At 67.4% G+C, this 11,615-nt stretch carries 9 protein-coding genes; 2 read left to right on the forward strand and 7 right to left on the reverse strand.

All coding sequences use genetic code 11. The features are described 5' to 3' along the window. Positions 1-43: 43 nt before the first annotated feature. The 3 genes from aroL to BLS55_RS04370 all read right to left on the reverse strand — a co-directional run bounded on the left by aroL (position 44) and on the right by BLS55_RS04370 (position 3,966). Positions 44-646, reverse strand: coding sequence for a shikimate kinase AroL (gene aroL / locus BLS55_RS04360; protein WP_092153147.1), 603 nt, complete (start codon positions 644-646; stop codon positions 44-46). Between the two features lie 51 nt (positions 647-697). Next, positions 698-1,771 (reverse strand): M24 family metallopeptidase, encoded by a 1,074-nt coding sequence (locus BLS55_RS04365; protein WP_092153148.1) that lies wholly within the window; start codon positions 1,769-1,771, stop codon positions 698-700. A gap of 104 nt (positions 1,772-1,875) precedes the next feature. Further along, complete coding sequence (locus tag BLS55_RS04370) at positions 1,876-3,966, reverse strand: methyl-accepting chemotaxis protein (RefSeq protein ID WP_092153149.1); 2,091 nt, start codon at positions 3,964-3,966, stop codon at positions 1,876-1,878. A gap of 555 nt (positions 3,967-4,521) precedes the next feature. On the opposite strand from BLS55_RS04370, the gene BLS55_RS04375 reads away from it, so the two are divergent. Continuing rightward, complete coding sequence (locus BLS55_RS04375; RefSeq protein WP_092153150.1) at positions 4,522-5,385, forward strand: pirin family protein; 864 nt, start codon at positions 4,522-4,524, stop codon at positions 5,383-5,385. A gap of 41 nt (positions 5,386-5,426) precedes the next feature. On the opposite strand, the gene purE is transcribed toward BLS55_RS04375, so the two are convergent. The 3 genes from purE to BLS55_RS04390 all read right to left on the reverse strand — a co-directional run bounded on the left by purE (position 5,427) and on the right by BLS55_RS04390 (position 9,003). After that, the gene (gene purE / locus BLS55_RS04380; protein WP_092153151.1) at positions 5,427-5,924 is read right to left on the reverse strand and encodes a 5-(carboxyamino)imidazole ribonucleotide mutase; all 498 of its coding nucleotides are present in this window, start codon (positions 5,922-5,924) and stop codon (positions 5,427-5,429) included. A gap of 62 nt (positions 5,925-5,986) precedes the next feature. Beyond that, positions 5,987-7,267 (reverse strand): phosphoribosylamine--glycine ligase, encoded by a 1,281-nt coding sequence (gene purD, locus BLS55_RS04385; protein WP_092153152.1) that lies wholly within the window; start codon positions 7,265-7,267, stop codon positions 5,987-5,989. A gap of 68 nt (positions 7,268-7,335) precedes the next feature. Then, positions 7,336-9,003, reverse strand: coding sequence for an FG-GAP repeat domain-containing protein (locus BLS55_RS04390; protein ID WP_092153153.1), 1,668 nt, complete (start codon positions 9,001-9,003; stop codon positions 7,336-7,338). Positions 9,004-9,173: 170 nt separating this feature from the next. On the opposite strand from BLS55_RS04390, the gene BLS55_RS04395 reads away from it, so the two are divergent. Beyond that, positions 9,174-10,514 carry an NOL1/NOP2/SUN domain family protein gene (locus tag BLS55_RS04395; protein ID WP_092153244.1) on the forward strand — a complete coding sequence of 447 codons (1,341 nt, stop codon included), beginning with the start codon at positions 9,174-9,176 and terminating at the stop codon, positions 10,512-10,514. A gap of 106 nt (positions 10,515-10,620) precedes the next feature. Here the strand turns inward: BLS55_RS04395 and BLS55_RS04400 are convergent, their stop codons facing one another. Further along, a complete protein-coding gene (locus BLS55_RS04400) occupies positions 10,621-11,541 on the reverse strand; it encodes a DUF2333 family protein (protein WP_092153154.1) in 921 nt (306 codons plus the stop codon). Between the last annotated feature and the right edge of the window lie 74 nt (positions 11,542-11,615).

An 11,615-nucleotide genomic window follows, 5' to 3' on the forward strand; every position in this document is an offset into this window, starting at 1 on the left:
AGCGGGTTGGGGCAGGGAAAGGGCCGCGGGGTTTTGGGCGGTTTCAGGCGGGGTCTGCCGCGCGCCGTGCGGACGGCGCGGGCGGACAGCCCGCCCGGCGCTCCGCCGCCAGGGCGATCAGGTCCGCCACGGCCGCGCAGATCTGTTCCGGCGGCAGGGCGGCGTCCAGGCGGTGGTGGGCGGCGGCGGCGTAGAGGGGCGCGCGCTCGGCCAGCACCCGGGCGGCCTCCTGGGCCGCGTCCAGACCCGTCAGGCTGGGGCGCTGGGCGGCCTGCGGGTCGCAGGCCAGGCGCGCGGCCAGCAGCGCGGCAGGCGCTTCCAGGTAAAGAACCACGCCCTGCGCGCGCATGTAAGCGCGGTTTTCCGCGGCCAGCACCATGCCGCCGCCCGTGGCCACCACAACGCCCCCAGGATGCGCGGCCGCGGCCGCGCGCAGGGCTGCGCTTTCCCGGCGGCGAAAGCCGGGCCAGCCTTCGGCCGCCACAATTTCCGCCACGGTTTTGCCCGTGGACGCGGCCACGGCCGCGTCCGTATCCACAAAAGGCAGGCCCAGCCGTCGGGCCAGGACGCGCCCCACAGTGGTCTTGCCCGACGCCCGCGCGCCCACCAGAAAGACCAGGGACGGGGAGGTTGCGTTTTCTTGCATGGCAGGCCCGATTCCTTCACGCGGGGCGGACGGCGTGCGCCGTCCCTTCCCCTACAGTATTCTGACGCCGTCCTCTTCCACCAGCACCGTGTATTCCCAGCGCACGCCGCCCCACTGGGGGTAGTAGAGGCCCGGCTCCACCGTAACGGTCATGCCCGGCCGGAGCGCGCCCTGGGCGCGGGGGGAGAGGCTGGGGGCCTCGTGGGTTTCCAGGCCCACACCGTGGCCCAGCCCGTGGGTAAAGGCCTGGGCCGCGTCCGCTTTTTCAAAGACCCGGCGGGCCAGGGCATAGGCCTCGGCCAGGGGCAGACCGGGCCGCATGGCCTTAAGGGCGGCCTCCTGGGCGGCGCGGGTCAGCTCCAGGGCGCGGCTGAAGGCCGCCGTGGGGGCCTCGCCCACCCAGAAGGTGCGGGTCTGGTCTGAGCAGTAGGCCTCTACCCGGCAGCCCACGTCAATAAGCACCGGGCAGTTTTCCGTAATCGTGTCCGCGCCGGGCACGGCGTGGGGCAGGGCCGCATTTTTGCCCACGGCCACAATATTGGCAAAGGCCAGCTCCGTGGCCCCGTTTTCACGGAAAAAACGCTCAATGGCCCAGCTCAGTTCGCTTTCGCTGCGGCCCGGAGTCAGCTCCCCCGCCACCCAGTCCAGCATTTTGTGGTTGAGGGCAAAGGATTTTTCCAGCGCGGCGATTTCGGCGGCGTCCTTGATCAGGCGCAGGTCTTCCACCAGGCCGTCGGCGGCCTCCAGGCACAGGCCGGGCCCGGCCTGGGTCAGGGCCCTGGCAAAGGCCAGGCTCACGCCGCGGGCCTCCAGGCCCACGCGGCCGCCGCAGCGGCGCAGCAGGCGGCAGAGCCCTTCCACGCCGTCGCCGCCGTAAATAAAAATGCGGTCTTCGTCCCACAGCCGGGCGGCGGCATCGGCGTAGCGGGCGTCAGTGGCCAGCCAGTCCCGCCCGTCGGCGGTGACGACCAGGCGGCCGGCGCTTTCGTTGCACTGCGGATCGTGCAGTTCAAAGCCGGAAAGATAGTAGCGGTTGGCGGCGTGGCTTACCAGCAAGGCGTCCAGGCCGCGGGCGCGCATGGCCCGACGCAGATTTTCGCGCCGGGCGGCGTAGGTTTGCTTCATGGTGCACACTCTCCTGTTTGCAGTGTAGCGTCTTGCGGGCCGACTGAAAAGGGCGCGGAGCCGAACAGCCCCACGCCCTGTTTTTTCAAATGGTTACATTGCCGTCAGCCCTGCTGCATGGCGGTGATGAGCTCCTGCAGGCGTTGGGCCTGGGCCGTAAGGTGGCCCACGGCCTCGGCGGCCTCGTGCATGGCCTCCGTGTTCTGGGCGGCAATGGCGTTGACCTGAACAATGGACTGGTTGATCTCTTCACTGGCGGCGGACTGCTCCTCGCCGGCGGCGGCGATGGCGCGCACCTGATCGGCGGCGGCCTCCACCTGGCTCACGATCTGCCGCAGGGCCTCGCCGGACTGGCTGGCGAAGCCGGTGGCGGTCTGCACTTCCTTGAGGGCGTTGTCCATGCCGGTCACGCTTTTGTCCGCGCTTTCCTGGATGGCGGCGATGGCGCTGCCCACGTCCTTGGTGGCGGTCATGGTTTTTTCCGCCAGTTTGCGCACTTCGTCGGCCACCACGGCAAAGCCGCGCCCGGCCTCGCCCGCGCGGGCGGCCTCAATGGCCGCGTTGAGGGCCAGCAGATTGGTCTGATCCGCAATGTCCGAGATGACGCCCATAATCCGGCTGATGGCCTGGGCGTGCGCGTCGAGGCGGGTCATGTCTTCCTTGAGCTCCAGGGAGACGGCCTGGACCTGATCGATGCTCTGCAGGGCCTTACCCACGATGTCCGCCCCCGATACGGCCCCGGCCCTGGCTTCGGCGGAAACCCGCGCCGCGTCGGAGGCGTTTTTGGCCACTTCCTGCACGGAGGCGTTCATCTCGTTCATGGCCGTGGCGGCTTCGTCCAGACGACGGGCGGATTCGCCGGCGGCCGTGTCAGACTGACCGATGCGCGCGGCCAGCGCCTGCGCGGCGGAGGAAATGACGGCCACCGCTTCTTCCAGATGCCCGGCGGCGGCCAGCATGCCGTCCCGTTTGGCCTGCTCTGCGGCCTGGCGGGCCTGCTCCGCCTGCTGCGTGGCGGCCTTGGCCAGGCTGGTCTGCTTTTCGGCCTCGGCGCTCTTCTGCTCCGCCGTGCTGACCATATCTTTGAGGTTGCGCACCATCTCGGCCAGGGCCCCCTGCAGGGCGGCCAGCTCGCCGTAAAAGCCCGCACCGTTCAGCTGTACGCTCAGATCGCCACCGGCGATCTGCCGGGCCGAGGCCACCAGCTTGTCCAGGGGCCGGTTGATGGAACGGACGATAAGGAAGGAAAGGCCCAAAGCCAGGAGGGTAATGGCCGCGCTGATAAGGCCCATGGCGCGCATGTCCGCATAGGCGGCGGCGAAGATTTCATCCTTGGCCTGGAGGGCGGCGATCTTCCAGCCGAATTCCGTGGAACGCACCGTGGCGAGCATGGGCACGCCCCGCACGGTCACGGCCAGCATGCCGTCCTTAGCGGCCAGCAGGGCTTCCAGGCCGGGATCCTTGACTTCCTGACCGATGACCTTGCCGGCAAAGTCCTCGTTTCTGGGGTCGGAAAGGATGCGCCCACCCTGTTCAAGCAGCATGAAGTAGCCGGTCTTGCCGAAGTTCATGTCCTTGAAGCGGGCGGAAAGCCCCGCCAGGGAAACGTCCACGCCGAGCACGCCGGTGAGGCCGCCTGCCGCGTCAAACATCTTGTGGGTGACGGCAAAGACCATCTCGCCGGTATAGGAGAGGTAGCTCTGCGAAATGCCGCAGACCTCCGGGGAGGCTTTGCGCGCCACATACCAGGGCCGCCTGGACATGTCGAAGCCCGGAGCCACCTCCGCATTGTCAAAGGAGGAGGCGTAGTTGCCGTCCTCATAACCGGCGTAGACCTCGGCATAGTCCGCATAGGCCTTGTCCATGCGCACAAATTTGCGCAGCACGTTCCGCGCCGTCCAGGAAAGGTCCTTGTGGCGAAACACAGATTTGCTGGTCGTGGATTTGTAGGTGGGGAAGGCGTCGCCCGCGGCGGCCACGTCCGGATCCTTGGCCAGGAGCGCGGCGTTGTTCTCGGCCGTGTGCAGGAACTGGGTCACATAAACGCCCATAAGGCGCAGCTGCCGCTGGACCGCAGTGCGGTAAGCGTCTTCCGCCTCCTGGCGCAGCGAAAAGGCGGCGTTGGTCATGATGCCCGCCGCCAGGAGGACGGTGGTGAGAAGAAAGCCCAGAATAATGCGCAGACGTATGCTCATGCGTCACCTGTCTTTGCCCGCCGCATCTGGCGACGGGGAACGCGGCGGGGGGATGGGACGGCCGGCGCTCCGCAATCCGGCCTTGACGCCGCCGGCCCCCGTGGACGCGAAATGGACGGCGCGATTGTTCCGCCGCCCTTCTTATCGGCACGGTGCAAAAAAAGTTAGGGAGAGTATCTGCGCCGCCCCGCGTGATGATTGAACAATATCCATAAAAAATGAAATTTAATATCAATAAAAGCCGCGCGGACAAAGCCGCAGCGCGCCAGGGCAGTTCAACTTTGAAATGTCCTGGCGGCTGCGCGAGCAGACGCCCGCTGTGGAGGCATAAGTGCAATTTATTTGCGCTGTTAAGCGCCGAAACGAGCGTGCGTCAACGTTGAGAATGCCTATTCGCAACGTTAATCTGCTCTATGGATAGCGCCGGACGCATTGCCAGAGCTGCCAGGGGGCCTTATCCTTCAAGGCAAGGCGAAGCCCTCGCGCAGGCCGCGCGGGGGCTGGCCTTGCAACAGTACCCAAGCAACCAACGGCCACGGCCGTCAAGGATTCTCCATGAACTACAGAACCGTTACGGACGACGTTACCGGCCGCCGCACCACGGACGGCGCGGGCGTGCGCCTGGTCCGCGTGCTGGGCGACCCCACAGTGGCGCGCTTTGATCCCTTTCTGATGCTGGACGCCTTTGATTCCCGCGATCCGCAGGACTACGTCAAGGGCTTTCCCCTGCATCCCCACCGGGGCATTGAAACCTTTACCTATCTGATCGCCGGCGAGATCGACCACAAGGACAGCCTGGGCAACGCCGGGGCCATCCGCGACGGCGACTGCCAGTGGATGACCGCCGGCAGCGGCATCCTGCATGAGGAAATGCCCCGCGCCTCGCCGCGCATGCTGGGCCTGCAGCTCTGGATCAACCTGCCCCGCAGGGACAAGATGGCCCCGCCCCAATACCGGGACATCACTGCCGCCCAGGTGCCGCGCCTGGATGAAGAAAGCGCCCTGGTGGCCGTGGTGGCCGGCGAGTATGCGGGCGTGGCGGGCGCGGCCCAAGGGGACTATGTGCCCGTGCGCTTTCTGGACGTGACCCTCAGACCCGGCAAAACCTGGACGACGGCTGTCCCACCGCAGGACACGGCCTTCGCCTACATTCTGGAAGGCGCGGCCGCCCTGGCCCCGGCGGGCACGCCCCTGGAAGCGCGCCACGCCTGCCTGCTGGGCGCGGGCGATACGGCGGCCTTTACCGGCGGCTCGCAGGGCGCGCGGATGGTGCTGGTTTCCGGCCCGCCCCTGCGCGAGCCCGTGGCCTGGGGCGGCCCCATTGTCATGAATACGGAAGCGGAACTGCGCGCGGCCTACCAGGAGCTGGAAGACGGCACGTTTATCCGCCATGCCGATCCCGCCCTGCGGCTGCGGTAGACGACAAAAATCCCGCGCGCAAAGGGCGGACGGCCAACAGGTCAGGCGTATCTGGCGCTGATTTCCTCGCCCGCGGCGGCCACGTCGGCCCGCATTTTTTCGCGGGCGCTTTCCATCTTTGCGGCCAGAGCCGGATCGCCCAGGGCCAGAATCTGCGCGGCCAGCCAGGCCGCATTGCGCGCTCCGGCCTTATCCAGGGCCACGGTGGCCACCGGGAAACCGGGGGGCATCTGCACGGTGGAGAAAAGCGCGTCCATGCCCGCCAGGCTCGCGCCGCCGATGGGGATGCCAATGACCGGGCGGATGGTGCGGGCGGCTACGGCCCCGGCCAGGTGCGCGGCCATGCCCGCCGCGCAGATGAAAACCTGCGCGCCTTCGGCCTCGTAGCGGCGCACCAGCTCCACGGTGCGGTCCGGGGTGCGGTGGGCCGAGCTGACAGTCATAACGCAGCTCACGCCCAGGCCCCGCAGCACGTCCACACAGGGGGCCACTTTCTCCTCGTCAGATCTGGACCCCATAAAAATAACCACTTGCGGCATAATGCATTCTCCCTGTTGTCTTGTTGCCCTGCTGCAGGCCGCGCGAACCGGGCAGAAACTCCCTACCCTAACCGGCGCAAGCCCTTGTCGCCGATATCCTTGCGATAGAAGCTCTGGGGCATGCGGATGCGCTCCACAGCGGCGTAAGCGGCCTTTTGCGCGGCGGCCAGGCCGTCGCCCAGCGCGGTGACGCAGAGCACGCGCCCGCCGTTGGAAAGGATCTGGCCGTCTGTGAGGCTGGTGCCGCTATGGAAAACCTTGACCCCAGGCAGGGCTTCGGCTTCGTCAAGGCCCGCGATGGGCAGGCCCTTGGGGTAGCTGCCGGGGTAGCCCGCCGCGGCAAGCACCACGCCCAGGGCGGTCTGCGAGCTTTGCTGCAGCTTTGCGGGGTCCAGGCGGCCGTGCACGGCGTCCAGCATAATGGCGGGCAGATCGCCCTGAAGGCGCATGAGCAGGGGCTGGCATTCCGGGTCGCCGAAGCGCACGTTGTATTCCAGCACCTTGGGGCCCTGAGCGGTGAGCATGAGGCCCGCGTACAGCACGCCCACAAAGGGGTGGCCGTCCTTGGCCAGCACGCGCAGGATGGGCCGCACTGTGGCGTCGGCCATGGCCTCCAGCTGGTCGTCGGGCAGCACGGGCGCGGGGCTGTAGGCCCCCATGCCGCCGGTGTTGGGGCCCTGGTCCCCATCGTAGACGCGCTTGTGGTCCTGGGCCGAGGGCAGGGGCAGGGCGCGTTCGCCGTCGCAAAGGCAAAGGAAGGAGGCTTCCTCGCCCACCAGGCATTCTTCAATCACCACCAGGTTGCCCGCGTCGCCGAAGGCGCGGAGGCCCATGATTTCGTCCACGGCGGCCAGGGCCTCGGCCTCTGTCTGGGCCACAATGACGCCCTTGCCCGCGGCCAGGCCGTCGGCCTTGACCACCAGGGGCGCGCCCACGCGGCGGATATGCTCCCGGGCCGCGGCGGCCTCGCTGAACACGGCGCTTTGGGCTGTGGGCACCCCGGCGCGGCGCATGATCTCCTTGGCAAAGGCCTTGCTGCCTTCCAGGCGCGCGCCATACGCGTCGGGCCCAAAGCAGGGAATGCCCGCCGCGCGCATGCGGTCGGCGATGCCCAGGGTCAGGGGCAGCTCCGGCCCCGGCGCCACGAGGTCAATGCGTTCGGCCTGGGCCAAGGCCACCAGGCCGTCCAGGTCGTCCACGGCCACGGGCACGTTGCGCGCGCCGTCGCGCGCGGTGCCGCCGTTGCCCGGCGCGGCCAGCACGGCGCTGACCTGCGGGCTCTGCAGAAATTTCCAGACCAGGGCGTGTTCCCGCCCGCCGGAACCGATTACCAGGATGCGCATGATTCTTCCCTGTTGCCGGTGAAAAAAAAGGCGGCCCGGCCGGACCGGACCGCCCCTGAAAGGCCCGCCTAACGGCCGGGCGTGACCTCAAAGTCGCTCAGGTCCGCGGGCACGTTGGGGTCTGTGGCCGAAACGTCCAGCGGATACGCGGTGATCATGCTCTGGCGGCTGCCGATGCCCAAATCGGGCGAAGTGTTCAGGCCCACCACCAGGTCCAGCACGCCGTCGTTGTTCACGTCGGCCAGGTCCACTTCAGCCACGGAGCCGCGGATGCGCCGGGTCTTCCACTTGAGGCCCAGGCCCACGCCGTCCCAGTACAGGGCGTGGATTTCGCCCTGGGGGAAGTAGCGGTAGCGGTCAAAGACCTGCGAAGCCGTGGAAATGGGCTTGTTGACCAACAGAACATACTCGCCGGTGCTGCCGATGTCCGCGGCGATGAGCCGCATGGGCGCGTAGTACTTGCTGGGGAGCTGATAGTTTTTGTCCACGCCCAGGCCGGGCATGCCTTTGTAGTGGTCCATGCCCGTGGCGGAGCCGGAGAAACGCTCCATAGTGGTGTGGATGAGGGAATTGCCGTGGCCCTGAAAAACCTTGAGCCGCTCGGTATCCGTAAGCATGATGAGCTGGTCGCCCTTGTTCTGACGGCCACCGGGCAGCCAGACGATGTTGAAGGGCGTGGCCCCGGAGGGCACGTCAATGCGGGTGCCCAGGGCAAACTTGCCGCCGGACCGGACCATGATGTGCACGCCGGGGGCGAAGAGCTTGATGGAATCCCAGCCCTGGCCCACCAGGGTGGGGGTGTAGGTGGGGGGCAGGCGCACCACGCTCATGAAGTAGGGCACGCGCTCGGCAAACTGGCGCAGCTTGTTGCCCTTGAAGCTGTAAATATAGCTGTAGGGGCGGTTGCTGTCCTCCTCAAAAGTGGCCACCACCAGCTCGGCGGCCCGGTCGCGGTCCAGATCGATGGCCCGCATGGAGAAGCAGACGTTGGAGCGGGTAATGGAGGTCTCGCCCAGCAGCTTGAGTTTGCCGTCGGGCTGCCAGCTGTAGATGCGCAGGTCGTGGTCGCCCAGCACGGCGATTTCATTCTTGCCGTCGCCGTTAAAGTCGCCCACGGCCATGTCCACCATATTGTAGGGCAGGCGCTGGCTGCGCAGGCGGGAGCCGTCGCTGGCCCCGGACCCCTGGTAGCGAAACTGCGGGTTAAGGTAAACCTGCTGCTGGCCCGTCTCATTGACCAGGATGTCGCCGCGGGGCGTGGAGCCGCTCGCGGCGGTCATGCCCGGCGCGCGCACGGCCGCCACGCCAAAGAAATCCTGCCCCAGGGCGGCGGTCAGCTGCTGCACCGTGGCCGTGAGGGAGCTCACCGGGCCTTGCTCGGTCTTGCTCCAGGTTTTTCCGGCCGCGTCCACGCCGTTAACCGTTACGGTGCTCTGGCCGCCCACCACGCTTACGGAGCCCCAGACGGCCGCGTCCGCCCCGGCGGCCTTCAGGGCCTGCCGCGCCTCGGCCTGGGAGCCTGCCTTGGTCTGGCCGGTACGCGCCTCCAGCACGCCGGGCCGGTTGAGCCGGCCCTGGATGGTGGCCGGCACCGCCTTGGAAAGATAGCTGTAGCTCTGGGGGGCGTTGACCGCAAAAGGCAGAACCACGGCGCTTCTGGCCGCGGCGTCGGGGGCCGTGGCCAGACCGAACACCATAAGGCAGAGCGCGAGGGCCAGTGGCAAGGTATATTTCATTCCACACTCCTTGGGCATGGGCGCACGCCCGACGCGACGCGCGGGCGGCTGGAAGGGGCGGCGCGCCCCGATGGATGCGGGCAATCCGCACCGGGGCACTATATCCGCACTTGCGCCGCCGCGCAATACACGCGCTTGCCTCCAAAGCCGCCTGCCCCTACTATGCGCCCATGAGCACCGCCGCCCGTTCCTTTCGTCTGGTTTGTCCGCCCGCGTCCGTTCCGCTGGTGGAAGCGCTGCTGCGCGCCCAGGGCTATGCCTTTGCGCCGGAGCCTTTTTCGCCCTTCTGCCGCCGCCTGCTGGCGGAGCCGCGCCCTCTGGGGGGCTCGCTGGCGGCTTTTTTCGGCTATATTTATATTCAGGACCGCTCTTCCATGCTGCCGCCCCTGGCCCTGAACCCCGCCGCGGACGCGGCCGTGCTGGACATGTGCGCCAGCCCCGGCAGCAAGACGGGTTTTCTGGCCCAGCTTGTGGGCCCCACAGGCTTCGTGCTGGGCAATGAGCCCACCCCCACCCGCCTGGGCACCCTGCGGGCCAACCTGCATCAGATGAATCTGCTCCACGCCGCCACCTGCGCCTACAGCGGGGACGCCCTGCCCCTGCGGCCGCAGAGCTGGCGGGCCATTCTGCTGGATCCGCCCTGCTCGGGCTGGGGCACGGCGGCCAAGCACCCGCAGGTGCTCAGGCTCTGGCAGGGAGACAAAATCGACAGCCTCACGGCCCTGCAACGCCGTTTGCTGCGCCAGGCGGCGCTGCTTCTGGCCCCAGGGGGGCGGCTGGTCTATTCCACCTGCACCACCAATCCGGCCGAGAATGAGGCGCAAGTGCGCTTTGCCGAAGAAGAACTGGGCCTTGTGCGCGTGCCCCTGACGCCTTTTCCCGGCTTTGTCTGGGAAGAACAGCCTGGCGGGCAGGGCACCTTGCGCGTGGACGGGGAGCGCTCCGGCGCGCAGGGTTTTTATGTGGCCTTGCTGGAAAAACCCGCTGCAGCAGCCGAGCCTGCGGCGGGCCCCGCGCCTTCCGGAACGCCCGGAGCTGCGGCGAGGCCGCAAGGCGCAGAACGCGGCGGCCGCGGCCGACGGGGCGGCCTCAGCCGCGCCGCCGGGCAGCCTCTGGGTCAGGTGCTGGCGCGCACGGCCCTGGACGGCCCGGCAGGCAGCGGCGCGCTGCTGCCGCCAGGCGAAGCGGCGGTCTTCGGGGGGCATGTCCGCTTTGTGCCGGCGCAGGCCCGGATTCTGCTGCCCCCGGAGCTGATCTGGCAGGGCAGCCTGCTGGGCCGGGCGCAGGGCTGCGGCCTGGACCCGGCCCCACGGTTGCGCGCCCTGCTGCCGGAGCGGCCGGACCCGCAGACCAGCCTGGTGCTGGACGCGGCGGAGGACGTGACGGCCCTGCTCAGCGGCCAGAGCCGCCAGACAGGCCTGACCGGCCGCCGTGTCGCCCTGTGGTGGCGCGATCTGCCCCTGGGGCTGGCGGCCCTCAAGCAGGGCCGGGTTGTGGCGGGATTTCGCTGACGCCGCCACGGCATTGCAGCCTTGCAAGGCCACAGCGCAAAGGGCCCCTGCGGGTCGGGATGGATGTTTCCCGACCGCAGGGGCCCTTGTTAATTTTTCGCGGCCGCTACATGCGGATGCTGTCGCGGATGTCTTCCAGGCGGGCCTTGGTGAAAAGCAGGTAGGAAAGGATCAGCTCGCCAGAATTGAAGGTGGAGGTGATGTAAAGGGGATCATAGGTGGCGATGCGGTCCATATAGGCCATGGCCGCGGCCATGTTTTCTTCGTTGTTCTTGGCCTTGATTTCCGGATAGAGCTGGTAGAGGGCGTTGATGAAGTCGCGCAGCACCAGAACAATGCCCTGCACTTCATAGATGCGGTTATCCAGCTCATAAAAAGGCAGATTCTGCGCGTTTTCTAACAGGCCCTGGGCGTAGCCCAGCATGTTTTCGCCGGTTACGGTCACAAAGGAGGCGTAGAGATCGTCCGTGCGGCAATTGTAAACGCCGGTACCCTTATCCAGGGAGGCTTTGTAGTCTTCCAGCAGCTTGAGGCCCTTTTTGTAGGAGCCTTCCGCCGAAGGGAACATGAAGCTGCGCGGGTCTATGGCAAAGCTGTTGATGCGCGCCTTGTAGAGAAATTCGCTTTCGCGGTCGCTGGCGCCCAGTTTGGCGATCTGGCTGGAGTAGAGGTCCAGCAGAAATTTGGTGGCGTGGTATACGCCGTACTGGCGGTAGGCGCGGTTGTCCAGGATGAAGCGGTTGAAAATAATGTCGTTGAAGCTCCAGCCGAAGGTGGAGTTCAGCTCGCGGCGCATCTGATTGCTGATGGAATCCAGCAAAATTTTGCCTTTTTCGGCGTCCGGCAGGTCGGCGGCGGCCGCGGGCACGCTCATGGCCTGGGGGAAGGTGGTGCGGTCCACCAGGCTGTAGACGCGCTGCAGGCCCCAGGCCACCAGCAGCACGCCCACCAACAGACAGACCTGCACGGCCAGGGTTTTAAGCACCACCTGCAGTTTCAGAACGGCGGGGAGTTCGGGCAGTTTCATGGCAAACCTCTCTTGGAGCGGATGGGGGACGCAGGGGACGGGCCGCGCCCCAGGGCGAAAAATGGCCCCGGTCT

Source organism: Desulfovibrio legallii (assembly GCF_900102485.1).
GTDB lineage: Bacteria > Desulfobacterota > Desulfovibrionia > Desulfovibrionales > Desulfovibrionaceae > Desulfovibrio > Desulfovibrio legallii_A.

Coding starts and splice junctions, on each gene's coding strand:
- purE (WP_092153151.1), bottom strand. CDS start 5,924: ATGCCGCAAGTGGTTATTTTTATGGGGTCCAGATCTGACGAGGAGAAA.
- aroL (WP_092153147.1), bottom strand. CDS start 646: ATGCAAGAAAACGCAACCTCCCCGTCCCTGGTCTTTCTGGTGGGCGCG.
- purD (WP_092153152.1), bottom strand. CDS start 7,267: ATGCGCATCCTGGTAATCGGTTCCGGCGGGCGGGAACACGCCCTGGTC.
- BLS55_RS04390 (WP_092153153.1), bottom strand. CDS start 9,003: ATGAAATATACCTTGCCACTGGCCCTCGCGCTCTGCCTTATGGTGTTC.
- BLS55_RS04395 (WP_092153244.1), top strand. CDS start 9,174: ATGAGCACCGCCGCCCGTTCCTTTCGTCTGGTTTGTCCGCCCGCGTCC.
- BLS55_RS04370 (WP_092153149.1), bottom strand. CDS start 3,966: ATGAGCATACGTCTGCGCATTATTCTGGGCTTTCTTCTCACCACCGTC.
- BLS55_RS04375 (WP_092153150.1), top strand. CDS start 4,522: ATGAACTACAGAACCGTTACGGACGACGTTACCGGCCGCCGCACCACG.
- BLS55_RS04400 (WP_092153154.1), bottom strand. CDS start 11,541: ATGAAACTGCCCGAACTCCCCGCCGTTCTGAAACTGCAGGTGGTGCTT.
- BLS55_RS04365 (WP_092153148.1), bottom strand. CDS start 1,771: ATGAAGCAAACCTACGCCGCCCGGCGCGAAAATCTGCGTCGGGCCATG.